General features: G+C 48.3%; 23 protein-coding genes and 6 pseudogenes. 4 read left to right on the top strand and 25 right to left on the bottom strand.

The window, feature by feature from the left end; genetic code table 11:
- Window positions 1-10: 10 nt before the first annotated feature.
- Complete coding sequence (locus CGZ65_RS10125) at window positions 11-754, bottom strand: DUF561 domain-containing protein (protein WP_096295719.1); 744 nt, start codon at window positions 752-754, stop codon at window positions 11-13.
- A gap of 444 nt (window positions 755-1,198) precedes the next feature.
- Here CGZ65_RS10125 and CGZ65_RS10135 point away from each other — a divergent pair, with 444 nt between their 5' ends.
- A complete protein-coding gene (locus CGZ65_RS10135) occupies window positions 1,199-2,149 on the top strand; it encodes a CysB family HTH-type transcriptional regulator (RefSeq protein WP_096295720.1) in 951 nt (316 codons plus the stop codon).
- A gap of 74 nt (window positions 2,150-2,223) precedes the next feature.
- Here CGZ65_RS10135 and fnr read toward each other — a convergent pair whose 3' ends face one another.
- Window positions 2,224-2,958 carry a fumarate/nitrate reduction transcriptional regulator Fnr gene (gene fnr / locus CGZ65_RS10140; protein ID WP_096295721.1) on the bottom strand — a complete coding sequence of 245 codons (735 nt, stop codon included), beginning with the start codon at window positions 2,956-2,958 and terminating at the stop codon, window positions 2,224-2,226.
- A gap of 148 nt (window positions 2,959-3,106) precedes the next feature.
- Between fnr and hemN the strand changes: the two genes are divergently transcribed.
- Entirely contained in the window at window positions 3,107-4,513 is a 1,407-nt protein-coding gene (gene hemN / locus CGZ65_RS10145; protein ID WP_096295722.1) for an oxygen-independent coproporphyrinogen III oxidase, read from the top strand.
- A 132-nt stretch (window positions 4,514-4,645) separates the two neighbouring features.
- Entirely contained in the window at window positions 4,646-4,897 is a 252-nt protein-coding gene (locus CGZ65_RS10150) for a DUF1289 domain-containing protein (RefSeq protein ID WP_096296173.1), read from the top strand.
- 59 nt (window positions 4,898-4,956) lie between these two features.
- Here the strand turns inward: CGZ65_RS10150 and CGZ65_RS10155 are convergent, their stop codons facing one another.
- The 5 genes from CGZ65_RS10155 to CGZ65_RS10175 all read right to left on the bottom strand — a co-directional run bounded on the left by CGZ65_RS10155 (window position 4,957) and on the right by CGZ65_RS10175 (window position 9,490).
- A complete protein-coding gene (locus CGZ65_RS10155; RefSeq protein WP_096295723.1) occupies window positions 4,957-5,607 on the bottom strand; it encodes a site-2 protease family protein in 651 nt (216 codons plus the stop codon).
- Between the two features lie 146 nt (window positions 5,608-5,753).
- On the bottom strand, window positions 5,754-6,446 hold the full coding sequence (locus CGZ65_RS10160) for an aspartate/glutamate racemase family protein (protein WP_096295724.1): 693 nt from the start codon (window positions 6,444-6,446) through the stop codon (window positions 5,754-5,756).
- 78 nt (window positions 6,447-6,524) lie between these two features.
- Window positions 6,525-7,145: an L-threonylcarbamoyladenylate synthase gene (locus CGZ65_RS10165; protein WP_096295725.1), complete on the bottom strand. Its 621-nt coding sequence runs from the start codon at window positions 7,143-7,145 to the stop codon at window positions 6,525-6,527.
- Window positions 7,146-7,666: 521 nt separating this feature from the next.
- Complete coding sequence (prpF, locus tag CGZ65_RS10170) at window positions 7,667-8,836, bottom strand: 2-methylaconitate cis-trans isomerase PrpF (protein WP_096295726.1); 1,170 nt, start codon at window positions 8,834-8,836, stop codon at window positions 7,667-7,669.
- A 30-nt stretch (window positions 8,837-8,866) separates the two neighbouring features.
- A complete protein-coding gene (locus tag CGZ65_RS10175) occupies window positions 8,867-9,490 on the bottom strand; it encodes a Type 1 glutamine amidotransferase-like domain-containing protein (protein ID WP_096295727.1) in 624 nt (207 codons plus the stop codon).
- A 171-nt stretch (window positions 9,491-9,661) separates the two neighbouring features.
- Here CGZ65_RS10175 and CGZ65_RS10180 point away from each other — a divergent pair.
- Window positions 9,662-10,338, top strand: a pseudogene (locus tag CGZ65_RS10180) (IS1595 family transposase).
- A 136-nt stretch (window positions 10,339-10,474) separates the two neighbouring features.
- On the opposite strand, the pseudogene acnD reads toward CGZ65_RS10180, so the two are convergent.
- From acnD to CGZ65_RS10275, 18 genes and pseudogenes are all read right to left on the bottom strand, one after another.
- Window positions 10,475-13,077 (bottom strand): annotated as a pseudogene (gene acnD / locus CGZ65_RS10185) (Fe/S-dependent 2-methylisocitrate dehydratase AcnD).
- A gap of 131 nt (window positions 13,078-13,208) precedes the next feature.
- Window positions 13,209-13,418, bottom strand: a complete 210-nt coding sequence (locus CGZ65_RS14305) for a hypothetical protein (RefSeq protein ID WP_199721250.1) — start codon at window positions 13,416-13,418, stop codon at window positions 13,209-13,211.
- A 6-nt stretch (window positions 13,419-13,424) separates the two neighbouring features.
- Window positions 13,425-13,976: a methyltransferase domain-containing protein gene (locus tag CGZ65_RS10190; protein WP_199721245.1), complete on the bottom strand. Its 552-nt coding sequence runs from the start codon at window positions 13,974-13,976 to the stop codon at window positions 13,425-13,427.
- A gap of 40 nt (window positions 13,977-14,016) precedes the next feature.
- The gene (locus CGZ65_RS10195; RefSeq protein ID WP_096295728.1) at window positions 14,017-14,358 is read right to left on the bottom strand and encodes a 5-carboxymethyl-2-hydroxymuconate Delta-isomerase; all 342 of its coding nucleotides are present in this window, start codon (window positions 14,356-14,358) and stop codon (window positions 14,017-14,019) included.
- A 15-nt stretch (window positions 14,359-14,373) separates the two neighbouring features.
- On the bottom strand, window positions 14,374-15,252 hold the full coding sequence (locus CGZ65_RS10200) for an EamA family transporter (protein WP_096295729.1): 879 nt from the start codon (window positions 15,250-15,252) through the stop codon (window positions 14,374-14,376).
- Window positions 15,253-15,401: 149 nt separating this feature from the next.
- The gene (gene prpC, locus CGZ65_RS10205; RefSeq protein ID WP_096295730.1) at window positions 15,402-16,550 is read right to left on the bottom strand and encodes a bifunctional 2-methylcitrate synthase/citrate synthase; all 1,149 of its coding nucleotides are present in this window, start codon (window positions 16,548-16,550) and stop codon (window positions 15,402-15,404) included.
- Window positions 16,551-16,657: 107 nt separating this feature from the next.
- Complete coding sequence (prpB, locus tag CGZ65_RS10210; RefSeq protein ID WP_198345389.1) at window positions 16,658-17,533, bottom strand: methylisocitrate lyase; 876 nt, start codon at window positions 17,531-17,533, stop codon at window positions 16,658-16,660.
- Between the two features lie 211 nt (window positions 17,534-17,744).
- Window positions 17,745-17,879, bottom strand: a complete 135-nt coding sequence (locus tag CGZ65_RS14775; protein ID WP_269768607.1) for a hypothetical protein — start codon at window positions 17,877-17,879, stop codon at window positions 17,745-17,747.
- Window positions 17,880-18,449: 570 nt separating this feature from the next.
- Complete coding sequence (locus tag CGZ65_RS10215) at window positions 18,450-19,763, bottom strand: NCS2 family permease (protein ID WP_096295732.1); 1,314 nt, start codon at window positions 19,761-19,763, stop codon at window positions 18,450-18,452.
- A 383-nt stretch (window positions 19,764-20,146) separates the two neighbouring features.
- Window positions 20,147-21,111 (bottom strand): annotated as a pseudogene (locus CGZ65_RS10225) (IS110 family transposase).
- Between the two features lie 788 nt (window positions 21,112-21,899).
- Window positions 21,900-23,113, bottom strand: a pseudogene (locus tag CGZ65_RS10235) (zonular occludens toxin domain-containing protein).
- Window positions 23,113-23,409, bottom strand: coding sequence for a DUF2523 domain-containing protein (locus tag CGZ65_RS10240; RefSeq protein WP_096295734.1), 297 nt, complete (start codon window positions 23,407-23,409; stop codon window positions 23,113-23,115). Before CGZ65_RS10240 ends, CGZ65_RS10235 begins: the two are co-directional and overlap by 1 nt.
- Before the next feature lie 13 nt (window positions 23,410-23,422).
- Window positions 23,423-23,722, bottom strand: a pseudogene (locus tag CGZ65_RS14310) (IgG-binding virulence factor TspB family protein); the annotation flags it as partial.
- A gap of 530 nt (window positions 23,723-24,252) precedes the next feature.
- A complete protein-coding gene (locus CGZ65_RS10250) occupies window positions 24,253-24,996 on the bottom strand; it encodes an IgG-binding virulence factor TspB family protein (protein WP_157742771.1) in 744 nt (247 codons plus the stop codon).
- A gap of 400 nt (window positions 24,997-25,396) precedes the next feature.
- Window positions 25,397-25,672, bottom strand: coding sequence for a hypothetical protein (locus CGZ65_RS10260; protein WP_096295738.1), 276 nt, complete (start codon window positions 25,670-25,672; stop codon window positions 25,397-25,399).
- Window positions 25,673-25,684: 12 nt separating this feature from the next.
- A complete protein-coding gene (locus tag CGZ65_RS10265) occupies window positions 25,685-25,903 on the bottom strand; it encodes a major capsid protein (RefSeq protein ID WP_096295739.1) in 219 nt (72 codons plus the stop codon).
- Between the two features lie 83 nt (window positions 25,904-25,986).
- A pseudogene (locus tag CGZ65_RS10270) lies at window positions 25,987-26,183 on the bottom strand (hypothetical protein).
- A 3-nt stretch (window positions 26,184-26,186) separates the two neighbouring features.
- Window positions 26,187-26,483, bottom strand: coding sequence for a hypothetical protein (locus CGZ65_RS10275; protein ID WP_096295740.1), 297 nt, complete (start codon window positions 26,481-26,483; stop codon window positions 26,187-26,189).
- Window positions 26,484-26,504: the final 21 nt, after the last annotated feature.

Below are 26,504 nucleotides of genomic sequence, written 5' to 3' on the forward strand. Positions count from 1 at the left end.
TAAAACCTAATTAAGGTTTAGCGTAACCGTGTACACCGTTGTATGGAGAAGGAATCCACCCCTCATCAACAGCAGGACGTTCACCTTGAACGGTACCCGGAGCAATTTGCTTAGTCACTACGCTGCGGATTTTTACATCAACGCGACGATCTGGTTCGATACATGCAATCAAAGCAGCACGACGTTTTGCTTTAGAAACTTTTTTGCCCAAGTTAGCGACTTCAGCTTCACAAGTTGCAGTCATTTGAGCTTGAGACTCGCCCAAACCTACAGCAGAGATCTTGTTAGAAGCAACACCGCGGTTAACCAAGTAGTTAGCCACAACATTAGCACGACGCTCAGACAATGCTTGGTTGTATTGCTCAGAACCCATAAAGTCGGTATGGCCTTCAACACGTACGGTTTGTACGTTGGTGTTGCTCAGGCGTTGGGCCAAAGTATTCAGGTTTTCTTGAGCTTCAGGACGCAGGATGTCTTTATCGAAGCCGAACAAAGTCTTAGCAGACAATGAAACAGTTTCGTCAGCATATTCTGGCTCTTCAACTTTAGCAACAGCATCACCACACTCAACACGGCCTTGAGTGGCTTTGTCGAAGTAGGTATTTTTCCAGCACTCGCCGTAGCTGTTGCGCACGACTTCTTGAGATTTGCTGCTTACGGTGTAACCGTGCTTGGTATGCGCTTCACTTGCCATTGCGGTGCCAGAAGCCACCAAGGCAACGAACAATGCGCTTAATTTCAGCTGTTTGGTCATTTTATTCCCTCATCAAAATTGTTATGCAACGGATGCTGTAATGCGTCGCTGCAAATTTACCAATATACAGGCCGCAGCATATAAAATGGCGGCAAATCGGATATATCAGGTTGCACTATAAAGAAGCGGAGGGCAAACTGTCAATACTCAATGCCTCTGAATAATCATGAAACTGCCTGCTTCCTGATTACCAATCATGCCGAAAAATCAATCTTGTGTCATTTATTTATGGATAAATCCCCGCAAGGTTTACGCTATCGTTGCGCAAAAGCAACAACCATTTTAAAGTGAGACCGTTTCTCTTTAATACTTTCTCATAGTAAATTTAGATACTTCTTGAAAAAACAAAAACTTCCCAAAGAAACCTGATTCCTGCCGACAAAATTAAATAAAATATGCTAAATTACGCCATATTTGTCGCACAATATCCACAACTCAAACACCATGAAATTACAACAATTACGCTACGCGCTCGAAGTTTACCGCCATAACCTGAATGTCTCCGAAGCCGCCGACGCACTGTTCACTTCCCAACCGGGCATTTCTAAGCAAATCCGATTATTAGAAGAAGAGCTGGGCATTCAGATTTTCATCCGCAGCGGAAAACGCGTGGTTTCGGTTTCACAACCGGGCAAAGCAGTGTTAGAAATTTCCGAGCGTATTTTGCGTGACGTGCAAAATATCAAAAACATCGGTAACGAGTTTACCGACCACGACAGCGGCGCACTCACCATCGCAACTACACACACACAAGCTCGTTATGCTCTACCGCATATTGTGGCAGATTTTATGAAGCGTTATCCCAAGGTTAACCTTACCATTAAACAGGGCAGCCCTTCGGCTATTGCGCAAATGGTCAGCAACGGTGAAGCCGACATCGCCATCATCACCGAAAAGCTCGATGACCACCCTGAATTGCACAAACTCAATTGCTACGATTGGAATCATGCCGTGGTAGTGCCGAAAAACCATCCTTTGCTGGATTGTAGGAATCCGCTCAGCATTGAAGATTTAGCCAGCTTTCCACTGATTACTTATGAATTTGCTTTCCATTCCGGCAGCAGCATTGCACGTGCCTTTAGCAAAGCCAAGCTGGAGCAGCCGGAGGTAGCTTTGGCTGCAGCCGATGCCGATGTATTGAAAACGTATGTCAAACTGGGCTTGGGCGCGGGCTTGATGGCGAAAATGGCTTACGATCCGCAAGCCGATCAGGATTTGGAATTGATTGATGTCGCCCACCTGTTTGAACCGTCACCCACATGGATTGCCATCCGTTCCGATACTTATTTGCGCGGCTATACTTATGACTTTATCAAAATGTTCGCCCCGCACTTAAACCGCGAAACCATCGATCGTATTTTGTATGCGCCGATTGTGGAAGATTTTTCTATTTAAAGCGTTCATATTTGCTTAAAATATCAAAAGGCCGTCTGAAGTTTCAAACCGGCCTTTCTTTTAATGTCCAAGCCTTACATAGCATGCGCACAGCCAGACACCATTTTTTTCAAAGCCCGCGAATCAAGAATCTTGATATGCTTGTGTTCCACTTCAATCAAACCTTCGTGATGGAACTTCGACAGCGTGCGGCTGACAGTTTCCAATTTCAAACCCAAATAGCTGCCGATTTCCTCACGCGACATGCGCAAAATGAAATCATTGGCGGCAAAACCGCGCGAATACAAACGATTCGACAAATTCAACAAAAACGCAGCCAATCGCTCTTCGGCACGCATATTACCCAACAACAGCATCACGCCTTGATCACGTACAATCTCGCGGCTCATTAAGCGGAAAAAATGGGTTTGCAGACTTGGAATGTTTTGCCCTAACTCTTCCATATGTGCAAACGGTAATTCACACACTTCGCTGTCTTCCAAGGCCACGGCATCACAGCTATGAACATGCGAACAAATGCCGTCCATGCCGATCAACTCACCCGACATAAAGAAACCGGTTACTTGGTCGCGACCGTCTTGGCTTGCCACTGTGGTTTTAAAAAAACCGGCACGAATGGTAAACAAAGAAGTAAACGGCTCGCCGGCACGGAACAGATACTCGCCTTTTTTCAGACGGCGGCTCTGACGGATAACGGCATCCAATTGGGAAAATTCGTTAGGCATCAGACCAACGGGCAAACAAAGTTCACGCAAGGAACACGTGGAACACAGTGCTTTCAATTGATGTGTAGAATTGTGTGCGGCCATAAAACAAACACCTTTGTTATAAAACTTCTTGTTCTGACTGAGCTTCCCTTGACTCATATCAAGACAGGTTTATCATAATGTGGCATTCTAGCAAACTAAATCGAGTTTTACTAATTCGTTAAACAAAATATAACACAACACGACCATCATGAAAATAATCCCGATACAAAACAACGAACTACCAGAATTCGACCGCGATTTAATTGCCAAGCTTCCGACAAGCGGCCCACGCTATACTTCCTACCCCACCGCCGACCGCTTCCACGATGGTTTCCGCGAAGCCGAATACACCCATGCGCTGCATTTACGCGGTCTGGGCGCGCTCAATAAGCCTTTATCGCTTTATATTCACATTCCGTTTTGCAATACCATTTGCTATTACTGCGGCTGCAACAAAATCATCACCAAAGACAAAATCCGCGCCGATGCTTATATTGAGTATCTCGAGCGTGAAATGGAACTGCTCGCCCCGCATCTCAACGGCCGTCATCAATTGGCGCAACTTCACTTCGGCGGCGGCACCCCGACTTTTTTAAGCGACGACCAGCTTGAGCGTGTGTTTAAGATGATTCGCAAGCATTTCCAACTCATGCCCAACGGTGAATACTCCATCGAAATCGACCCGCGCAAAGTCAGCCGCGAAACGGTACACAACCTCGGCAAACTCGGCTTCAACCGCATGAGCGTAGGCATTCAGGATTTCGACCCGAAAGTGCAAGAAGCGGTCAACCGCATTCAAAGCTTTGAAGAAACCAAAGAGGTGATTGATGCCGCGCGCAAAGCCGGCTTCAAATCCGTCAGCGTCGATTTGATTTACGGCCTGCCGCATCAATCGGTAGAAAGCATGAAAGCCACCATCGATACCGTGCTCAGCCTCGATCCCGACCGTTTGGCACTGTATCACTATGCCCACCTGCCCCATATTTTCAAACCGCAACGCCGCATCGATACCAATGCCGTACCGGGTAGCGAAGAAAAACTCGATATGCTGCAATATTGCGTGCAAACCCTGACCGGCCGCGGCTATGTATTCATCGGCATGGACCACTTTGCCAAACCTGACGACGAGCTTTCCATCGCCCTGAAAGAAGGCTGGTTGCAGCGCAATTTCCAAGGCTATTCAACCTATGCCGATTGCGATTTGGTGGCCATCGGCGTGTCGAGCATCGGCAAAATCGGCAGCACCTATGCCCAAAACGAGCGCGACATCGACGCTTATTACGCCGCCATTGATGAAGGCCGATTGCCGATTATGCGCGGCTACCAGTTAAACCAAGACGACTTATTGCGCCGCAACATCATTCAAGATTTGATGTGCCGCTTTTCATTGGATTTCCAAATTTACGAAAGCGTGTTCGGCATTCCGTTACACCAATATTTTGCCGATGAATTGGCTGATTTGCAGAATCTGGCGGAACTCGGCTTGCTGCGCTTGAAGCCGCACGGCCTGACTGTGACTCCGAAAGGCCGTTTCCTGATTCGCAATATTGCTATGGTGTTCGACTACCACTTGCGCCATAAAGAAACCACGGCGAAATATTCGCAAACCGTGTAAAATGTTTTGCTTCATGACAAGGCCGTCTGAAAACATATTCTGCTTTCAGACGGCCTATCGGTTGTTGCGTATCTCATTGACTTTACATCAATAACCACCTACCATGACAGAAAAATGACATTTTTCCCTGCCATGCAACAGCCCGACTTCTTCACCATTCCCAGCCCGTGTATCGGCGTATGCGAAGCCAATGCCAAAGGCTATTGCAAGGGCTGTTTGCGCAGCCGTGAAGAGCGGCTCTATTGGCAGCAGATGAGCGACGACCAGAAACACCAAGTCATGCGCCTGTTGAGTATGCGCAAAAACAAAATCCGCAACCGCAAACTGGATTTACTCGCCCCTGTCGATGGATCCAACGCCGAACAAATCAGCCTCGATTTTTAGGATAATCTACCAATCCACATACAACAAGGCCGTCTGAATCTTCAGACGGCCTCAGCTTTTTAGATGATTAAGCCGACAAATCCTGCCACCAACGATATAATCAAGTTCACCATCGGCCCGATTACCGTCCACAACACACCGGTCATCAGCAAAATCAAGATAATCCAAGTGCCGTAAGGCTCAATCTTGCGGTATTGTATGGATTGCTTCGCCGGTAGAAAGCTGTCGACAAAGCGGCCACCGTCCAAAGGCGGCACCGGCAGCATGTTCAGCACAAACAGTACCGCATTGATGGAAATACCGAATTGCGCCATTTTCGACATCGGAAACTGATACGATTCAGGCGCATACACAGCCGCTACCGCCACCAATCCCCAGCCGAACGCCATCACCAGATTCGACAACGGCCCGGCAATCGCCACCGTACGCATACCCAAACGCGCATCACGGAAATTACGCGGAATCACCGGCACCGGTTTTGCCCAGCCGAACATAAAACCGGTCGTAAAAAACAATACCGCCGGCACCACCACCGTGCCGATCGGGTCAATATGCGCCAACGGATTCAGCGTCAGCCTGCCCATCTGCTCGGCGGTATGGTCACCCCAATAACGCGCCGCATAGCCGTGTGCGGCCTCATGCACCGTAATCGCCAGCAACACCGGCAGCACCGCCAGTAAAAAAATGCCTAAATCAAAATTCTGAAACATGGTTTTCGCTCCGTAGAAAGCTGTTTTAGGAAACAGCTTTTCGAATATCAAGGCCGTCTGAACCGCCAGATAGTCAAGAATATAACAGATTTTGCAGATATGGGCATAAGGTGGGGATTCAAGGCGCGTAAAGAATCGGGAAGCACCTACTTCCCTAACACAAATTCTGCCGCCGCCTGCGCATGCAATGCAGCCGTATCGAAAAACGGTAGTTTATGATCGCCTTCCCGAATCAAAAGGCCGATTTCGGTGCAACCCAAAATTATCCCCTCGGCCCCCTGTTCAGCCAAATCATGCACAGTCTCTAAATAAAAATCATGACTTTCAGGCAAAATCTTTCCCAAGCACAGCTCTTCAAAAATAATACGGTGGACTTCCGCTTGCCGCTGTTCATCAGGAACCACCATCTCAATACCGCGCTGCTTCAGGCCTTCTCTGTAAAATGCATCCTGCATGGTAAATAACGTCCCCAAAACGCCTATCTTTTTAATGCCCCGTGCTTTAATCACTTCAACTGTGACATCCAGTATATGTAAAAACGGTATTTGCACCGCCGCCTGAATTTCGGCCGCATTTTTATGCATGGTATTGGTCGCCAACAAAATTCCTTGTGCACCAATGCTCTCAAGCTTAACCGCCGCTTCGGCTAAAATTTCACCCGTTTCCTGCCATGCACCGCTTTTCTGGCGCCGTACGATTTCTTCAAAATCGACACTCAGCATCACCATCGGCGCAGAATGGTTACTGCCCGCTTTTTGATTCACCAAGCGGTTGATTTCCTGATAATAAATCACTGTGCTTTCAGGCGACATACCGCCGATAATGCCTATCGTTTTCACGGTTTTCCTTTCATCTTAACAGCTTCATGTGTCAGGCCTTCCGAAACATCACTTTTCAGCAGCCTTTTTCAGCAAATTTTACAAGCCAAACAACCCTTTATCGCCCTTGCCTTCACGGATTAATTCTGTGCCGTCGGTCATGTCAATCACGGTAGTCGGCTCGGTGCCGCACCAGCCACCGTCAATCACCAAATCGACACTGTGCTCCAAGCGGTCGCGGATTTCGTAGGGATCGGTCAGCGGTTCATCGTCTTCGGGCAGCATTAAGGTGCAGCTCAACAAAGGTTCGCCCAATTCTTGCAACAAAGCCAAGGCGATTTTGTTGTCGGGTACGCGCAGGCCGATGGTTTTGCGTTTTGGGTGCATGGTGCGGTTGGGCACTTCTTTGGTGGCTTCCAAAATAAAGGTGTAGCTGCCCGGCGTAGCGGCTTTGAGCTGGCGGAACTGGCTGTTGTCCACTTTGGCATACGTGCCCAATTCGCTTAAATCACCGCACATCAAGGTCAGATGGTGTTTTTGGTCAATTTTGCGGATGTGCAGGATTTTTTCCATCGCGTTTTTGTCACCGAGTTGGCAACCCAGCGCATAGCAGGAATCGGTGGGGTAAACAATCATGCCGCCGTTGCGCACGATGTCGGCGGCTTGCTTAATCAGGCGTTCTTGAGGATTATCGGGATGAATGGCGAAAAATTGTGCCATGTTTGTGTCCTTTGCGTTTAATAGTTTTGGTTCGGCGCATATTGTAAAACTTATTGATTGAAAAGACAAAAGGCCGTCTGAAAGTTTTTAGGTTTCAGACGGCCTTTTGTCTATGCAAACAAATAAACATCACTTTTTTAACACTACGGCGGAAGTATTTTCTCAAATTTTAATTGATCAGATTTATCGGCTATTTCTGTAGATTTAATGTTTGCGCTTCATGGCCGCGCAACCACCTACTTTTAGCTTCGCAAAAAGTAGACAAAAGAAAGGCGGCCGCAGTTGCAGGTTCGCCCTTTAAGACAGACTTTCTTTACTACGCAAGATTTTGGCAGCAGGCTGAATCCGCCGCTTAGGGCGTCTCAGACAACGAGCCTTTTACTCTGCCAAAATCCTGCTACGTTCGGCTGCGCCAGCGGATTCGTTAGTTTATTTCCAAGTTACTGTTGGGTGAAAATTAGGCCGTCTGAAACCTCCCGTTTCAGACGGCCTATCATCATCAAACCTAATTACAAACTGCCTTAAAACGTATCATCCGGCACACGTACCCAGCCTTCCATAATCACACGCGCGCTGCGGCTCATGACGGCTTTGGTGGCGGCCCATTGGCCCTCAACCGACTCGGCCGATGCACCCACGCGCAAAGTGCCGGACGGGTGGCCGAAACGCACGGCATCGCGTTTTCCGCCACCTGCGGCCAAGTTCACCAAGCTGCCTTCAACGGCGGCTGCAGTGGCGATGGCAACGGAAGCCGTGCCCATCATGGCATGGTGCAATTTACCCATGCTCATGGCACGCACCAGCAAATCAATATCGCCTGTCCGGATGGTTTTGCCGCTGGAAGCGGTGTAATCGGTTGGTGGCGCGACAAAGGCCACTTTCGGCGTATGCGCGCGCGTGGCGGCTTCGGCAACGTCTTGAATCAAGCCCATTTTCACTGCGCCGTATGCGCGGATGGTTTCCAATTTTTCCAAAGCGGCGGGATCGTTGTTGATGTCATCCTGCAACTCGGTGCCGGTATAGCCTAAATCGGCAGCATTCAGGAAAATGGTGGGGATGCCCGCATTAATCATGGTGGCTTTGAACGTGCCGATATTCGGAACTTCTAAATCATCGACCACATTGCCGGTCGGAAACATGCTGCCTTCGCCATCGGCCGGATCGATAAATTCGATTTGCACTTCGGCAGCCGGAAAGGTCACGCCGTCGAGCTCAAAATCGCCGGTTTCCAACACTTCGCCGTTTTGCATCGGCACATGGGCAATGATGGTTTTGCCGATATTTTTCTGCCAGATGTTGACGGTACAAATGCCGTCTGAAGGGATTTTGGCCGAATCAACCAAGCCTTGTGAAATGGCGAATGCGCCCACGGCAGCGGTGAGGTTGCCGCAGTTTCCGCTCCAATCGACAAATGGTTTGTCAATCGACACTTGACCGAACAGATAATCGACATCGTGGCCGGCGCGTTCGGATTTATCCAAAATCACGGCCTTGCTGGTGGACGAGCCGGCATTGCCCAAACCGTCGATTTGTTTGCCGTAAGGATCCGGGCTGCCTAACACGCGCAACAGGATTTTATCGCGCGCTTCGCCTGCTTGTTGTGCGGCTTCGGGCAAATCGGTGCGTTTGAAAAATACGCCTTTGGATGTGCCGCCGCGGTAATACACGGCCGGGATTTTTATTTGCGGCATTTGGATTCTCCTTGTTTTTCTTGTTTGGGTTCAGACGGCCTTTGCCACCGTCCATTTTTCTACAACTCCGCTTCTGACGGCGAACAGTTCATGGTTCGTAATGGGACGGATGTCTAATCTGCCCTGCTGTGCGGCCATTATTTTTTCGCAGACTTCAACGAAGGGTTCGCTGCGATAATGCACGAGCGGGTAAAACGGGATAAGTGCCAAGCCTTTTGTGCCTTTGAGTTCGGGCGCGGCGGCAGGATTTTCCATCGGTGCGTAGCAGGCGATATCGGGGCTTAAAACCAGCGTACCCGCGGATTCGCCGATATAGGTTTTGCCTTGACTGAGGTGGCCGACCAGCATGCAGTCGACATTTTTACGGCGCATTTCCTGCAACAGGCAGAAAGTGTTGCCTGATACATAAATATAGCCGCTTTGTTGCAGGGTTCGGACAATATGTTCAACGGGTGCGGCAGCGATGTCCAATTCTTCGACGGCCATACCGAGCGAGCGCAAAGCGTGACGACCGTCATCCACATAGCCGCGGTATGCTTTCACCATACTGGCTGTAGGGATAAAAGCAACGCTACGGCCTGCGGGATTGCCTGCAAACTCAGGGAACAGCGCGGCAACATCGGCAAACGATGAGGTTAGAAACAGGTTGGGCATGTGAATTCCTCCGTTTGTTTCGGACCTGTCTGTTTTCAGACAGCCTGTAAAACGGCGGGTTGACAACCACCCTGTACAGCCCAATGCCGTCGTACATTAAAGTTCGTTTAAATATTTATGGGGCTTAGGAAACAAAATCATCAAAAAGCCTGATAAGCTCCTAATACTAATATGAAAACAAAAAATAAGTATCAAAAGTTCAGCAAAATTTCAGAGCAGAAGTTTAGAGAAATAATCCGCTGTTTCGCTCTTGATTTGACCGCTTCCGATACCGCTAAAATGACCGGCATCAGTGTCCGCAGTATCAATTCTATTTTCCTGAAAATCAGACACAGGATTGCTGCTCTGTGCGAACAAAGCTCACCACCGTCCGGGGTGGCCGAATTAGATGAATCTTACTTTGGCGCACGACGTGTCAGAGGTAAGCGCGGGCGCGGGCCTTCAGGTAAACCATCGTATTCGGCATACTGAAACGCAATGGTGTGGTCTATATGGAAATCGTTCCCGACGCTTCGAAAGCTTCACTAATCAAGGTTATACGTGGCCACATATCTGCTCACAGTAAAATCAATACTGACGGCTGGAAAGCATATGACGGTCTTGTCGATATGGGCCATGAGAAGCATTACCGTGTACATCACGATTCCAATGATTTTGCTCGCGGGAAGTAGCATATCAATGGTATTGAATCTTTTTGGAGTTATGCTAAGGGCCGTTTGACTAAATTCCATCGTATTTCCAAAGAGATGTTTTATCTGCATCTCAAAGAAACGGAGTTTAGGTTTAACCATCGGCATGAAGATTTAGGTGAAATATTAATGAAGATGCTTCGAAATAACCCAATTTAATATTTTTGCTTCCTAAGCCCCTGTTTATTTATGTCAAATGCAATATTTTAATATTAGTATCAAAATAAAACCCTTCAAGCAAACAGGAATATTTTTATTCAGACGGCCTTTTTATCAAAAGGCCGTCTGAATGTTTTTACGCTACCGCACCTTCCAAGAAATCTTGCGCGAAGCGTTGCAGCACGCCGCCGGCTTCGTAAATCAACACCTCTTCGGCGGTATCCAAGCGGCAGGTAACCGGCACTTCTACTTTTTCACCGTTTCGGCGGTGAATCACTAAGGTCAAATCGCAGCGCGGTTCGCGTGTGCCGATGACATCGTAGGTTTCGGTGCCGTCCAAGGCCAGCGTGTGGCGGTTGGTGCCTTCTTTGAATTGGAGCGGCAACACACCCATGCCGATCAGGTTGGTACGGTGGATACGCTCGAAACCTTCGGCAACAATCGCTTCCACACCGGCCAAACGCACGCCCTTGGCTGCCCAGTCGCGGCTTGAGCCTTGCCCGTAGTCGGCACCGGCGATAATAATCAGCGGCTGTTTTCGGTTCATATAGGTTTCAATCGCTTCCCACATGCGCATTACCTGGCCCTCCGGCTCCACGCGGGCGAGCGAACCTTGCTTGGTGGTGCCGTCTTCGTTTTTCACCATCTCGTTGAAGAGTTTAGGGTTGGCGAAGGTAGCGCGTTGGGCGGTCAAATGGTCGCCGCGGTGGGTGGCGTAAGAGTTGAAGTCTTCTTCCGGCAAACCCATTTTCGCCAAATATTCACCAGCCGCACTGGTCGGCAGAATCGCGTTTGACGGCGACAAGTGGTCGGTGGTGATGTTGTCAGGCAGAATCGCCAGCGGACGCATGCCTTTCAACGTACGCTCGCCTGCCAATGCACCTTCCCAATACGGTGGGCGGCGGATATAGGTCGACATCGGACGCCAGTCGTACAGCGGGCTAGGGGCACGCTCGGCAGCACCGGTATCGAACATCGGAATGTAAATATCGCGGAATTGCTGCGGCTTCACAAACCCGGCCACCACGGCATCAATTTCTTCGTCGCTCGGCCACAAGTCTTTCAGGCGGATTTTTTTGCCGTCTGCCACGCCCAATACGCCGTTTTCAATGTCGAAGCGAATCGAACCGGCAATCGCGTAGGCTACCACCAGCGGCGGAGAGGCTAAGAAAGCTTGTTTGGCATACGGGTGGATACGGCCGTCGAAGTTGCGGTTACCCGACAACACGGCGGTGGCATACAAATCGCGGTCGATGATTTCCTGTTGGATTTTCGGATCGAGCGCGCCTGACATGCCGTTACAGGTGGTACAGGCAAAACCGACTACGCCGAAACCCAAAGCTTCCATTTCCGGCAGCAAACCTGCTTCTTTCAGATACACTTCTGCCACTTTCGAGCCGGGCGCAAATGAGGTTTTTACCCATGGTTTGCGTTTCAAGCCCAAGCGGTTGGCGTTGCGTGCCAGCAAAGCAGCGGCCACCACGTTGCGTGGGTTGGACGTGTTGGTACATGAGGTAATCGCCGCAATAATCACCGCACCATCCGGCATTTTGCCATCGGTCGGTTCTTCGTAAGGGGTGGCAATGCCTTTGGCAGCCAAATCGGTGGTTGAGAAACGGGCGTGCGGATTCGACGGGCCGGCCATATTGCGGGTCACGGTCGACAAGTCAAGCTTCAACACACGCGGATATTCGGCGGTTTTCAGCGCTTCTGCCCACAAACCGGCGGTTTTGGCGTAGGTTTCCACCAATTTCACTTGTGCTTCGTCGCGGCCGGTCAGTTTCAGGTAATCAATGGTTTGCTGGTCGATGGCAAACATGGCGGCAGTCGCGCCGAATTCAGGGTCATGTTGGAAATGGTGGCACGGTCGCCAATCGACAGGCTGTCGGCGCCTTCGCCGAAGAATTCGACAAATGCACCCACCACGCGTTCTTTGCGCAAGAATTCGGTCAAAGCCAACACGATGTCAGTAGCGGTAATGCCCGGCTGGCGTTTGCCGGTCAATTCTACGCCGACAATATCCGGCAAACGCATCATCGACGCGCGTCCCAACATCACAGTTTCCGCTTCCAAACCACCCACGCCTACGGAAATCACGCCCAGCGCATCCACATGCGGCGTATGCGAGTCGGTGCCGACACAGGTATCGGGGAAAGCCACGCCGTTTTTCACTTGGATAACGGGCGACATTTTTTCCAGATTGATTTGGTGCATGATGCCGTTGCCCGCCGGAATCACATTCACGTTTTCAAAGGCGGTTTTGGTCCAATTGATGAAATGAAAACGGTCTTCGTTGCGCCGGTCTTCGATTTCGCGGTTTTTGCGGAAAGCATCAGGGTCATATCCACCGCATTCCACCGCCAGCGAGTGATCGACGATCAACTGGGTTTGAACCACCGGATTCACTTTGGACGGATCGCCGCCTTTTTCGGCAACCGCATCGCGCAAACCTGCCAAATCTACCAAGGCGGTTTGACCCAAAATATCGTGGCACACCACGCGCGCCGGATACCATGGAAAGTCAATTTCCTGTTTATTGTCAATCAATTGACCAAGCCAGCTTTGCAGCGTGGCCAAATCCACCTTGTCGGCGCGGTTGACCAGGTTTTCTGCCAGAATGCGGCTGGTGTACGGCAGCTTGTCGTATGAGCCGGGGCGGATGTCTTCACACGCGGCACGTGCGTCGAAGTATTCCAGATTGGTATCAGGTAACGGTTTTTTATAGATTTGGTTAGACATGGTGATATCTCCAGTGATTTGTGTTTTTCTTCTGCTTGACTGCTTGGGGTTTCAGACGGCCTGCTTTAACTCCAAAGCCGTCTGAAAAAATAGTTTTATATGTCGGCAACCGCTTTCAGACGGCCTGCCCTTTATTTATACGCCACGATAAACATGCGCGGCAACGCCAGCAACACATTGCCATCATGTCGGCGCGGATAATGTCGGTTTAACTGCTCAATGTATGCCTGTATAAATTCGCCTTGTTGCGCTTGCTCCAAACACGCCAAATAAGGGCGTAATGCGGTGCTGGCAAACATATCGGCGATGGCGGCGGTATCCGGCAAAACGTGGTAATACACCGTGCGTCACACATCGACTTCGCAACCTTGTGCCGCCAGTAAATCATAATAACGATCCACATCCCACACCGGCGGACGGCTATCGGTGGCTTGGGTTAAATTTTTCCATTTGGGCAACGCGGCGGTGTCGCGCATAAGAAAGTGCGACGGCTCATCCAAATTATCCGGCATTTGCGCCGCCAACACACCGCCTTGATTTAACTGGCGAATCAGGTGCGGCAACAGCGTTTGCGGGGTATCCGACCATTGCAGCGACGCATTGGCAAACACAATATCTTGCTGCATTTGCGGCTGCCAGTCGTGAAAATCCTGCAAAACAAAACGGCAATCGGGTAACTTTTCCTGCGCGGCGGCAAGCATGGCAGGCGAACTGTCCACGGTAATTTCGGCTTGCGGCCATGCTTGGCGCAACAAAGCGGTGCTGCTGCCCGAACCGCAGCCCAAATCGGTTATCCGTTGCGCTTGAATGTCCGCAATCCGTGCCAACAATTCAGCTGGCGGGCGGTTGCGCTCTTTTTCAAAACGCTGATGGTGTTGCGGATTCCAATCTTTGCTCATGATGATTGCGCTTTAAGTTGGTTTCAGACGGCCTGTTTGATTAACGGTGGGTTTTGGTGTAGGTGGTGCGAACCATGCCGCACAAATCCACGCTGATCTGTATGCTCGGTGCTTGTGCGGTCAATTTTTGCACGGTTTCGGCCAAGGCGCGGCTCAATTCGGCTTGGGCGCTTTCGCTGCGCCCTTCCAGCAAACGTAAGGTCAGATGGGCAAAGGCTTGTTTGGTGCCGCCGACCAAATACTCTGCTTGCTCATAGCGGCACAGACGGATTTTCAAATCGTGTTCTTCAAACAAACCGCTGTTTAATAAGGTTTGGTGTAATTCAGGCAAGGCTTCTTGCGGCATTTCTACGCCGCCGTATTCAACGGTTAAATGAGGCATTTTGTTATCCTTTTTTTATTTGTTCAGACGGCCTAACCATTTGCTGCCGAACACATGAATCAGCAAACCGGCCATCACCACCACTATACCCGCCCAATGCCATGCGCCCAAGCGTTCGCCTAAGAAGATATAGCCGACCAGCAATGCAATCACCGGCACACACAGCGCAAACGGGGTAATCTTGCCTGCCGGATGACGCGAGAGCAAATCGCCCCACGCGGTGTAGCCGACCAAACTCGACACATAGGCCAAAAACAAAATGCTTGCTATGCCCCAGCCGCTGAGTGACAGCGTGTAAGAAACCAAACCATCGGCACCATACATCATCAAAGAAACGGCGGTAAATGCAACCAAAGCCGACCAACTGCCCCACACCACCAATGAGAGCGGGTTCACCTGCCCGATGTATTTCACCACGATGTTGCCGACCGCCCAAGAAGCCGCCGCGCCAACTACCACCAGTAAAGCCACCAACGGCATATTGCCTTGATATTGGCCGATGCCGATTAGCATCAGCCCCACCGCCGCAGCAAACATACCCAAAAGATGATGGCGCAACACCGGTTCACCCATCATCACACCGGCCACCAAGACGGTGAGAAACACCTGAAGCTGCACCAGCAAGGCGGCCAAGCCCGTCGGCATACCCAATTGCAACGCGGTAAACATCAGCCCGAACTGGCCGAAGCTGATGGCTATACCGTAAAGCGCGAGCCAATACCAAGCGATTTTCGGCGGTTTAATGAAAAATACTGCCGGGAAAATCACCAATAAAAACCGCAACAAACCCAGCACCATCGGCGGCACATCGACCAGGGCGGTTTTCATAAAGAAAAAATTAATGCCCCAAATGCCGACCACAGCAGCCATCAGCAGCGCGTCTTTTGTGTTCATGTGCCAATCTCTTGATGTTTTTATTATTATTTTAACTTATTCCGATCGATGTGTTCAGACGGCCTGTACACCTTTTAGGCCGTCTGAAAACCGATAGCCGATAAGCTGATTTCGCATTAAGGCACGAAAAGAGCTTATCGGCTTTTTGATTAACGCTCGTCCAACGGCACGAACGGAATATCGTCGGGACCGGTGTAGTTCGCGCTCGGGCGGATAATCTTGCCGTCTTTGCGCTGCTCAATGGCGTGTGCTGCCCAACCGGTGGTACGCGAAATCACAAACAACGGGGTGAACATCGCAGTAGGTACGCCCAGTTTTTGGTAAGACACGGCAGAGAACCAGTCCAGATTCGGGAACATTTTCTTCTCTTCCCACATCACGCTTTCCAAACGTTCGGCAATATCAAACAGGCGCATATCGCCGGCTTCTTTGCTCAGGTCGCGCGCGACTTCTTTGATGACGACGTTGCGCGGGTCGGACACGGTATACACGGGGTGGCCAAAGCCGATGACGATTTCTTTGCGGCCGATGCGTTCGCGGATGTCGGCTTCGGCTTCGTCGGCGTTGCGGTAGCGTTTCTGGATGTCGTAGGCGACTTCGTTCGCGCCTCCGTGTTTCGGGCCTTTCAAGGCACCGATAGCGCCGGTGATGCAAGAGTACAAATCAGAGCCGGTACCGGCAATCACGCGGCTGGTGAAGGTTGATGCGTTGAATTCGTGTTCTGCATACAAAATCAAAGAAACATGCATGGCTTTTACTTGCGAAGGAGTCGGGCGCTTGCCGTGCAATAGGTGCAGGAAGTGGCCGCCGACGGTTTCTTCTTCGCTCTCTACGCTGATGGCTTTGCCTTTGTGCGAGTAGTTGTACCAGTAAAGCAATACGCTGCCTAGGCAGGCCACCAGTTTGTCGGCAATGTCGCGCGCTTCGCTTTCCGGTTGGTTTTCACGCTCAGGGTGAACGCAGCCCAACATCGATACGCCTGTGCGCAATACGTCCATCGGGTGTGTGTGTGCCGGCAGGTTTTCCAGATTTTTAATCACGCGAATCGGCAGGCAGCGCAAAGATTGCAGTTTTTCTTTGTAGGCAGCCAATTCGTATTTGTTCGGCAGATGACCGTGAATCAGCAAGTGCGCCACTTCTTCAAATTCGCAATGCTCGGCCAAATCAAGAATGTCGTAACCGCGGTAGCTTAAGTCGTTACCGGTTTTACCGACGGTACACAGCGCGGTGTTGCCGGCCGCTACGCCCGATAGGGCTACGGATTTTTTAGGTTTGAAAGTTGGGGTCTCGGTTGTCATGATGTTTCTCCTATTGATTGCTTTTTAATATGATTATTTTTCAGACGGCCTTTCCGCCGGGAACAGGCCGTCTGAAAATCCAACAACTTCTATTTCTACGGCTTTATTTATTTTTGAAACAATTGATCTAATTTCTGCTCGAAATCATGGTAGCCCAAGTGTTCGTACAATTCCGCACGGGTCTGCATGGTATCGACCACATTGGCTTGCGTGCCGTCGCGCATAATCGCCTCATACACATTCAATGCCGCTTTGCTGGCTGCGCGGAAGGTGGAGAGCGGATACAGCACCAGCTGCACGCCGTTTTCAGCCAATTCCTGCTGGGTGTAAAGCGGCGTTGAACCGAATTCGGTGATGTTGGCCAATATCGGCACTTTCACCGCATCAACAAATTGTCTGTACATGCCCAATTCGGTCATCGCTTCTGGGAAAATCATGTCGGCGCCGGCTTCCACACAGGCTTGCGCACGCTCAATAGCCGAATCCAAACCTTCTACCGCCAGCGCATCGGTACGCGCCATGATGACGAAGTTTTCATCCACACGCGCATCAACGGCGGCTTTAATGCGGTCAACCATCTCTTCTTTAGATACGATGGCTTTGTTCGGACGGTGACCGCAACGTTTTTGCGCCACTTGGTCTTCAATGTGTACCGCAGCCACACCGGCACGCTCGAAATTGCGGATGGTGCGCGCAATGTTGAATGCACCGCCCCAACCCACATCAATATCCACCAGCAGAGGCGTATCCACATTATCGGTAATGCGGCGCGCATCAATCAGCACGTCTTCCATGGTGGTGATACCCAAATCCGGGATACCGTTAGAGCAGGCAGCCACGCCGCCGCCGGACAGATAAATCGCTTTAAAGCCGCTGTGGGTGGCCAAACGGGCAAAATAAGCATTAACGCAGCCCACCACCGCCAACGGATTAGATTCTTGGACGGTTTGACGGAAACGCAGGCCAGCTGAAGCTTGGGTCATCATTCTTCTCCTCCTATCAATCACATCGTTGTCAAATCAAGCTTTGATTGACTAAAATCATTTTCAATAAACAGTTAACATCTGAGTTTAATCCAACCGCAGCAAACCCGGCTACTGCTTATTGAAAATTATTCAAGTTTTTTCAAGTTTTTTGGATTTTTAAAATCCCACAGACAGAAAGATACGGCGAGAGAATGAACCGATTTAACGTTTAACGCGTGACGGCTTTAACGGGCAACAAACCGAAAGCAGCGGCGGACAAAGAGAAGATTTCGTTGAAATGAAGAGGCGGCGGCAAAATCGCGCAGGAAATCATGGCGGGTTCCTTTGTATGATGTAGTTTCATGTAGTTTTTCTTTGATTTAAATCTAAGCCATAATTTTTTGTGTGTCAAATATTTTTTCAACCCACTTGATAACTTTTATCGATTAAAAATAAACAACTTAATTAGAAACAGTCTGAACACAAACCAAATTAACGCATAACTCATTGTATTTTATTATTTAAAATCATTTAATTTATATATAATCGAAAGCAACGATTTTTTCGACTGATTCCAACAAATAATCGGTTAGGTTGTCGAGCGATTTTAAATACGTATCCCCTTTCAGTTAAATTCTGTTAATAAATACTTGAAACCGGCAACTATTTTTCAGGCGGCCTATTTGACGGATTTTTACTCTAAATAGCATTTTACTTGAATTATTTTCATACAAAACCGTTTATTCAGTTGTTTATAACAATATAGCCGCTGAAAATAGAAAGTAAGACAAGGCGACAGCGACCGCCGTGTACACCGAGTACATAAGGTCGCGGCAACGCCGTATTATTTCTATTTTCAACGACTATAAAAACAGGCCGTCTGAAACATATTACTTTCAGACGGCCTGTTTGAAGCATTTTCCAGCAGCGTAAATCAGCCACCCATGTACCAGAATTTCAATGCCCACAATACGGCGACAATCCACACCATCGGCGGCACTTCTTTGGCACGGCCGCACAGTAATTTAATCACCGCATAGCTGATAAAGCCCACTGCGATACCGTCTGCAATAGAGTAAGTAAACGGCATGGATACAATGGTTAAAAAGGCCGGGGCGGCTTCGGTAATGTCGTCCCAATCGATTTCGGTGGCGCTGCGCAACATCTGCGTGCCGACGTATAGCAAAGCCGGTGCGGTGGCAAAGGCCGGAACGCTTTGCGCCAACGGTGAGAACACCAAACATGCCAGCATCAGCAAGCCGACCACGACGGCAGTCAAACCCGTGCGGCCACCCGCTGCCACGCCCGATGCACTTTCGATATAAGGCGTGGTTGACGACGTACCCAAAGCGGCACCGGCCACAATCGCGGTTGAATCAGCCAGCAAAGCGCGTTTCAGGCGCGGCAGTTTGCCGTCTGCCAACAAGCCCGCACGGTGCGACACGCCGACCAAAGTGCCGGTGCTGTCGAACAAGTCCACTAAGAAAAACACAAAAATCACGCTGATCATGCTGACGGTGAACAAACCTTCAAAATCCATCTGCATAAAAGTAGGCGCAATGCTCGGCACACTGCCGACCACCCCTTTGAATTCGCTCAAGCCCATCAGACTGGACAACACGGTAATGCCCAAAATGGTGATGATAATCGCACCTTTAATGCGGAAGTGGCTCAACACGCACACCGCCGCAAAACCACCCAACGCCAGCAATACCGACGGCTGGTGAATATCGCCCATGCCGACCAGAGTGGCCGGATTGTCCACAATCACGCCCGCGCCTTTTAGCGCAATCAAGGCCAAAAACAGGCCGATACCGGATGCAATCGACATTTTCAAGCCCATCGGTAACGCGTTCACCAGCATTTCGCGCACTTTAAACAGGCTGAAGAAGATAAAAATCAAACCCGACATAAACACCGCACCCAAAGCCACCTGCCAAGGCACACCCATACCTTTTACCACGGCAAAAGTGAAATAAGCATTCAAGCCCATGCCCGGAGCCAGCGCAATCGGATAATTGCCGACAAAACCCATCACAAAACAACCGATGGCCGCAGCGATACAGGTGGCGACGAATACCGCGCCGACATCCATGCCCGCTTCGCCCAAAATCAAAGGATTAACGATGATGATGTAACACATGGTCAGGAAGGTGGTTAAACCCGCCATCGCTTCCGTGCGCACATTGGTGCCGTTTTCGCGCAATTTGAAAATGCACTCAAACATATTGTTATCTGAAGTATTCATGTTTATCTTTATCAAGAAAAGTTAGGGAAAAATTTGGGCGCTATTATACTGAAATTCCTAGCACTTCGGTCAATTAAATCGGCTCGGGCCGAGACCTTTGCAAAACCCCGGATTTGAGTACAGTTCGAAGTGAGGGCAGCACAGAAAGCGCAGACATATCATCAAGACAGGCAAGCTTTCGGGCAGCGTATAACGAAGAAATGTGCCAAAGATGGGGATTTTGCAAAGATACTACTATGAACGACAAGATGATATTTTCATTATTTTTGCAAGTTACTGATTTCACATAACATTTAAATGTTAAATTTTTGCAAAGCGAACGCGGCTTAAGCTGTTTTTGCTTGACATTCGGACAAAGACAGCTTTGTTATTTTCTGCAAATGTCAGGCAGATTTGTAGCGTCCAGGATTGTAAGTTCCGCTTTTGCGGTAGATATTAAAGGCGATAACTATCAGCTTGCGCATGAGCGCACCGAGTATCAGCATTTTGGGTTTGTTTTTGGCTTCTAGGCGTTTGACGAAATCGGGGAAGTAGTTCCGATTGAGTGCAACCATTGCGGGCATGAACAGGGCGGCTTTTAGTCGTCTGTTTCCGTAGCGTGTCATGCTTGAACGGCCTTTGACGCTGGTTCCTGATTCTTTCTTTTGGGGATTCAATCCGGCAAAGGCTGTAAATTGGTTGGCTGTTTTGAAATCGCCGCTAAGCAGATAGTTTGTGAGTATGGCCGCGGTGAGCTTGCCGATGGCGGGATGGTTTGAAGGCTGTCTGAAACGGTTTTTAAATTTGAATCGTCTTTGACGATGGTTTGAATTTCTGCTTCTACAAGCCGGATGTGTTTATCCAGCTCTTCAATTTGGGTTTGATGCATTTGGCGTACAAATTCGTCTTTGGCTACTTTCTGCCGATTGATTTGTGCCGTCTTTTCGGCTTTCAGTTGTTCATACAGTGTCAATACGCGTTTCAGGCGGTAATGGGCATGGCTGATTTTTTGCCGTGCGGGTAAATCTTTACTCATGGCGGTATGGCAGTATTCGGCTATGAGTTTGGCATCTTGTCTGTCTGTTTTTGTGCGGTGGAAACGGCTTTTACCGTATTCGCTGATTTTGTAAGGGTTGATAACGGACACTGTGTAGAACTGGCCGATGTAGTCGGCCACGTCTTCAAAGTAGTTTCCTGTGGCTTCCATGCAGATATGCAGGTCTTCACTATGGAATGCGTCCAGCCATTTTTTAAACTTTTCGAAGCCGTCGGCATTGTTTTCAAATGCGGTTTGCTTCGTGTGGCCGTTGACTATGGCCGCTGCGTCAAATGTCTTTTGTGAAATATCCAAGCCTACGGCGTTTCTCATAATTTCCCTTACTATGCAGATTCACACTTGCGTGTGTTCTTTGATACTACCCAATTTTCAGACAACAAAAAACGTCCGCTTAATCTTTGCAACAGCCTTTTGGCTTTGGTCTCTTCAAGCTGGACGTTTTGCGGTTCGGGCAGCTAATCCGAACCGCGTAGGAATTTTAACGGTATCGGGTTTTTATTGCAATCTTGAATATGTAGGTTTATTTATAAGTTTCAGAAGCGACCCGTTCCGGCGCAGAATTTTTAATGTCGGTCTTGCTTCGCTTGGACGTGGTTTTGCGATTTAAAAACAGCCCATACCCAAAAGATAGGGGGTATTCATAAAGATTCGGCAAAAATCACTCCGAATCTTTACAAACCTTCCCCCTATCTTTTGGGTATGGGCTGTTTTTGGCCAATCGCACCCCGACCAAGCGAAGCAAGACTGACATATAAAAAAACGCCTACACTGGCAGTTCAGCCCCTCCCGGCTCCACAATCCTGAGCAGGGCGGATAGATTAACGAAACATGAAAGGATTTTGAGATGACTTAGATTTGACAATTGACAAGCCGAGCGGTGGGGACAAAGCAAAAATCCCCAAGCGCGAACTAGGGGATTTTGCTGTTCCTGCCAGTTTTAAACAAACCTACAGGAACTTAAAAATGCAGATAACCTTTCGATTCGGGAAACTGCTTTTGACTGTATCGGTTGATACACGCGCTATATTAGCGTTAATCATGCTGTTTAGTCAATAACCCACGATAATAAGGCCGTCTGAAGTTTCAGACGGCCTTTCGGTTTAAGAACCGCCAACCACACCACCACGCTGCTGGAACTGTTTGCCGGCTTCTACATAACCGTCATACATGAGGTTTGGCGGGCTTTCGCCTGTCAAAGCATAAATACGCGATTCTTGTCTATATTCTAGGCCATCAAGGGCTTTGTTTATGGTTTCGGGGCTGTCAAGCTGCCTAGGGGCTTTGTACGGGTTATAAATGCCGTTTTGAACGAAGTCAATACATTGGTCTTTACCAAAACCGTGAATAGGTGTGCCTTGGTCTGTATAACAGGTGCATTTGTCTGAATTCCTCACACAAGCAACCGGATAGGGCATGCTTTGGACGACTTTATTTAAATTGTCATACAAAGGGGCGGTATGCGGCATTCCCTGTATACGCGGCTCATAGTCTTCTTGGCTCAAGTGCGGTTTTTCAGGAACTGATGAAGCTGCCAATTCAGGCGCATATTTATCGACAGGATTTGTATTTTCAGGAACTTGGTTTTTTTCGGGTTGATTGACTGTTTCCGTTGATACAATCTGCGTTTCCTGTTGCCCTGTGCCTTTTTGATAAATCTGATAGACGTTAAAACCTTTCCAAGCCATGAAAGCAAAAATTCCGACCAATGCCCAAACCGCGACAGGTACTTTTTTCTTAAACTTTTGATGCTGGCTGGATGATTTATAATATTTAAACGCTTCTTTCGGCGGTTTCCAGCTTGAGGATTCAACGCCTGTAACGGCAGCGGGATTATCCAAAGCGGTAACGCATTTGTACCAAGAATACTGTTTCATGCCCACGGCTTTGCGTTCAAGGTGGGTGTGTTTTGATACGAGATTTCTTACAAATACGTCAAGCTGGCTAGGGTGTTGGGTCATCAAGATAACGGTATGGCCATGATGGCGCAGTTCGGTTAACTCTTGGATATAGGGCGGCACAGAGCGGCCTGAAGCGCGAACAGGATAGGTGTAGTGTGCTTCGTCAACAATCAGCACCGCGCCTTGCGGAATAATATCCCGCAATGGTGCGGACATGATTTCTTCTTCTGTCAGTTCATGCGCGTTGAATTTGCGTTTATCCAAACCGTCGATATGGCAGAAGTAGAGTGGACGGTCTACTTCGGTGCCGTCTTCCAGTTTCATTTTGAACAAGCCGTCTTCGTTGTTCAGAATCATGGCAACGACGCGCGAAGTTTTGCCTGTGTGCCCATGTTGCCTGTAAACAAATAAATCATCAGTTACCACCTGGAAAAACAAAAGTGAGTTTGTTCAATGCAGCCATGCCGACATAGAAAGAGAATGCACCAAAAAGATAGCCTAAGCCTTGCCCGAATCCGCCGATAAGCAGCAGATTCAGAATATCGTCAGGCATGGAACTGATGGCATTTAGGGTATATTGCTTAAATTGGTCTAAGGCAATGATGTAACCGCCATAGCTTACAAAGGTTAAACCGGTGGCGATGATAATGCGCACAATCAGAAGTTTTAAAAGAATTCCAAATAATGGAATCAATCCGGCTAATGCTGGCATGATTTCCCCTTTCTTACTTTCTTAAAGAGCCGAAAACGATAAAGGCCGACATGATTGTGAATGCGAGCAATACCGCAAAGCGGACTTGCCTCATTAATTCGCAGAGCGGTTCGTAACTCAATTGGACGGGACGACCTGCAACATGAAATGTTTTAGGTTTGGGACAAACGCCGTTAGGAGGCAGAAAGTTATCAGGCGACCATGTTTTTTCGTCTGTGACATGCGGTATTTTTATGTCGTCAAACATACCTTCTTGCGGTTTGCCCATTTTGTCGCAAGCGAGAATATCGGGAAAAATCTGACAAAGTAAGCCTTGCGGTTCGGCATCTTTGCCGTCTTTGCCATCTTTACCGTCAACGCCGTCTTTACCGTCTTTGCCAAGTTGGCCACCTGTACCTGTTCCTGTGCCTGTACCTGTTCCTGTGCCTGTACCTGTTCCTGTACCTGTGCCTGTACCTGTGCCTGTACCTGTGCCTGTACCTGTGCCTGCGCCTGTACCTGTGCCTGTACCTGTTCCTGTACCTGTACCTGTTCCTGTACCTGTTCCTGTTCCTGTTCCTGTACCTGTACCTGTTCCTGTGCCTGTTCCTGTAATGTTTACGGTAACATTTGTTTTGCCGTCTTTGTCACGGCCAAAGCTAATGACAACAGGGCCGTCTTTAGTTTCAATGGTTACTGTCGTAGGGCTTACGCTTAATTCTTCTTTGTAATCCGGACGTCCTGAACCTTCTACAAATGGGGTTGGACGGCTGTCAATTGAGCCTGTGGCGAGTTTCAAAAATTCTTCTTGCGTTAAAGTTTCAGAAATCTGAAACTCTTTTAAAGTAAAAACATAAGGAGACCTTAACCTATCCTTAGAACTGTAAACATAACAATTAGCCCCTGATGACTAGTATTACAAGACTGGAAAGAATGGTCTTTAAGTCTATAATCTGGATCTTGTTTCTTTTGTGCAAAGTCTTTTTGAGCAGCTTTTTCAACAAGCATATCAACGTAAGTTACGGCATCTTTTTGAGATTGTGTACCTGATTTTCTTAAGGCTGAAATAACAGATGAGTCTAAACCCACGCATAAATTTTCAGGTGTGCAATAGGCGCCATCGTAATATTTTTCAAATTCGTCAGATACTTCGTTATATTTATAACCGGCTGATTCGATGTCGCCTTTGACGACATCATAGGCTTGCTTTAAAAGCAATGCGTTACCGAAGAGAGGAAAAGCCCGGGTAGCTATACGGGCACCGCCCTTAGCAATGCTGAATGCGCTATTTAAGACGGTTTGGCGGGAGACAGAGGCGGTTAGTTTGGCGGGTACTTTTGACGTGGAACGATCGCCTGTCGGAGCGTAGCGAACTGGCATAGATTCGGTTACTGAATCATGATAAAAAAGATTACCACCAGCACCACCGTCTAAAAATCGCCAAGTTCTAATTCCGTTTGACCGAGTTTTCTCTAAAACTCTTAATCTGCCATCTTTATCTTGGACAATAATTTCTTCCGCCAATACATTAGTAGAAAAACTAAACCCTAATAGAATAACGGCTATAGTAAAAAGCTGTCGAAATTTCAGAATCATAGTGTTCTTCACATTCAAATCCGTTACTTAAAAATTTGAATTTCAGAAGAGAACCATCTTCAAAAAAAACAACCATATCATCTAGATAGGTTCTATTTAAATAAAATTGTGCAGACTTTTTAACAATTGAAGTGAAGTCATCAATTGGATAAGTTTCATTCAATTTAGATAATTCATTCATGAAAACATGGCACAATTTTTCATTTAAATATTCAGGATTAGTATCCTTTTTGAATTTCAGTTCTTCTTCAGAAATATAAAACATCTCAAACCCCACTTTCTAACGTTGGTTACTGTTTTGTTGTCGAAAGTGTGAATTTAGCATGTTTTCATAATCGGCGGTATCAGTCTTTGAACAGTACAAAGGCCATTACAACCGGAACGGCCAGGCCGAGAAAGAAATAGTAGTCCATCATGTGAAAAGCCTTTTTGTGATGGATACAAAATAAACAGCAGCCATGACACCGAATAAAATCCAGCCTGTTTCAAGACCGCTTTTCAGATTGTCGGCCAGGCTGCATTGCGGTAATGCTGCTTTGAGTGTTTGGCCGTTGAGTGTCCATGCAGAGCCGTTATATTGTGGCTGTAGGATTTGCCCGTCTTGGGTTATTTGAGGTACTACCAAGCTAAAATAGACGTTTTCAGCTTGGTTTTGCTCAAGACATTTATTTCCAACTTGGTAGTACATTTTGATTACCTGTTAGCGAAGCAAGCGTTTAACGATGGCAATCACGAACAAAGCAGCGAATACGCCGACCACTAACCAACCTGCTTCGAGACCGTCAGCTTTAGCGGCTTCAATACCTGCTTTTGCTCCATCAGGCAGAGCAGCATAAGCGGAAGTGGCCAGAGCCAAAGGGGCAGAGGCAACAACCGCCAATTTTGAGCCGTATTTACGGCAGGTGTTCATCATTTGCATGATATTTTTCCTTTAATGAGTTAAAAAATTAAACTGGAGTAGGTGCTTTTCGATGATTCAGACCGCACCTGTAGTCTGAATTTTTAAAATTCGGATAAAAATCCAAAGACAATGAAGTTATCCCGATTTCTTCTAAAGCGGTTTCTACCGCTTCGTTTCGGTCGTAGAAATATCCGGCTTCGTTGACAAACGGCGTATGACCCACATCACCCGTATCAGACGGATAAAGGAAGTCGCCCGTTTCCCGTGACTGAACAATGTAAACGCGGGTAATCGTCATGGTTTAGCCTTTGTTTGGAGTTTTGGACTGAAAGCCTAAGATTTTCAGTTTCTGGCTTTTGCCGTTGGTTACGAGTTCAACGTTCAAAACTGCTTCAAACGGAAATGTCAGGCTTTTGAATTGTTCGAAGTTAATAGAGCCGCCGTAATCGTATTCGGTGGCGGAACTGCCTAAAGCGTTGCCTTGGCTGCTGTCCAGCGGTGTGGCCACGATAACGCGGCAGTAGTCGAAGGTTTTACCGTCGATTTGGCCGTTAAAGCGTTTTGCGCCCATTATTTGGCCTTGAATTTGCATTTGCATGATGGTTTCCTTATTCAATAC

Source organism: Neisseria weixii (assembly GCF_002327085.1).
Taxonomy (GTDB): Bacteria; Pseudomonadota; Gammaproteobacteria; order Burkholderiales; family Neisseriaceae; genus Neisseria; species Neisseria weixii.

What these genes read in the sequence shown, in the direction of transcription:
- CGZ65_RS10260 (WP_096295738.1), bottom strand. Translation starts at nt 25,672, where the DNA reads ATGTACTACCAAGTTGGAAATAAATGTCTTGAGCAAAACCAAGCTGAA.
- CGZ65_RS10200 (WP_096295729.1), bottom strand. Translation starts at nt 15,252, where the DNA reads ATGAACACAAAAGACGCGCTGCTGATGGCTGCTGTGGTCGGCATTTGG.
- CGZ65_RS10125 (WP_096295719.1), bottom strand. Translation starts at nt 754, where the DNA reads ATGACCAAACAGCTGAAATTAAGCGCATTGTTCGTTGCCTTGGTGGCT.
- CGZ65_RS10135 (WP_096295720.1), top strand. Translation starts at nt 1,199, where the DNA reads ATGAAATTACAACAATTACGCTACGCGCTCGAAGTTTACCGCCATAAC.
- hemN (WP_096295722.1), top strand. Translation starts at nt 3,107, where the DNA reads ATGAAAATAATCCCGATACAAAACAACGAACTACCAGAATTCGACCGC.
- CGZ65_RS10165 (WP_096295725.1), bottom strand. Translation starts at nt 7,145, where the DNA reads ATGGCACAATTTTTCGCCATTCATCCCGATAATCCTCAAGAACGCCTG.
- CGZ65_RS14775 (WP_269768607.1), bottom strand. Translation starts at nt 17,879, where the DNA reads ATGAAACTACATCATACAAAGGAACCCGCCATGATTTCCTGCGCGATT.
- CGZ65_RS10190 (WP_199721245.1), bottom strand. Translation starts at nt 13,976, where the DNA reads ATGAGCAAAGATTGGAATCCGCAACACCATCAGCGTTTTGAAAAAGAG.
- CGZ65_RS10240 (WP_096295734.1), bottom strand. Translation starts at nt 23,409, where the DNA reads ATGCCAGCATTAGCCGGATTGATTCCATTATTTGGAATTCTTTTAAAA.
- CGZ65_RS10265 (WP_096295739.1), bottom strand. Translation starts at nt 25,903, where the DNA reads ATGCAAATGATGAACACCTGCCGTAAATACGGCTCAAAATTGGCGGTT.
- prpF (WP_096295726.1), bottom strand. Translation starts at nt 8,836, where the DNA reads ATGCCGCAAATAAAAATCCCGGCCGTGTATTACCGCGGCGGCACATCC.
- CGZ65_RS10150 (WP_096296173.1), top strand. Translation starts at nt 4,646, where the DNA reads ATGCAACAGCCCGACTTCTTCACCATTCCCAGCCCGTGTATCGGCGTA.
- CGZ65_RS10155 (WP_096295723.1), bottom strand. Translation starts at nt 5,607, where the DNA reads ATGTTTCAGAATTTTGATTTAGGCATTTTTTTACTGGCGGTGCTGCCG.
- prpB (WP_198345389.1), bottom strand. Translation starts at nt 17,533, where the DNA reads ATGACCCAAGCTTCAGCTGGCCTGCGTTTCCGTCAAACCGTCCAAGAA.
- CGZ65_RS10195 (WP_096295728.1), bottom strand. Translation starts at nt 14,358, where the DNA reads ATGCCTCATTTAACCGTTGAATACGGCGGCGTAGAAATGCCGCAAGAA.
- CGZ65_RS10175 (WP_096295727.1), bottom strand. Translation starts at nt 9,490, where the DNA reads ATGCCCAACCTGTTTCTAACCTCATCGTTTGCCGATGTTGCCGCGCTG.
- fnr (WP_096295721.1), bottom strand. Translation starts at nt 2,958, where the DNA reads ATGGCCGCACACAATTCTACACATCAATTGAAAGCACTGTGTTCCACG.
- CGZ65_RS10215 (WP_096295732.1), bottom strand. Translation starts at nt 19,763, where the DNA reads ATGAATACTTCAGATAACAATATGTTTGAGTGCATTTTCAAATTGCGC.
- CGZ65_RS10275 (WP_096295740.1), bottom strand. Translation starts at nt 26,483, where the DNA reads ATGCAAATGCAAATTCAAGGCCAAATAATGGGCGCAAAACGCTTTAAC.
- prpC (WP_096295730.1), bottom strand. Translation starts at nt 16,550, where the DNA reads ATGACAACCGAGACCCCAACTTTCAAACCTAAAAAATCCGTAGCCCTA.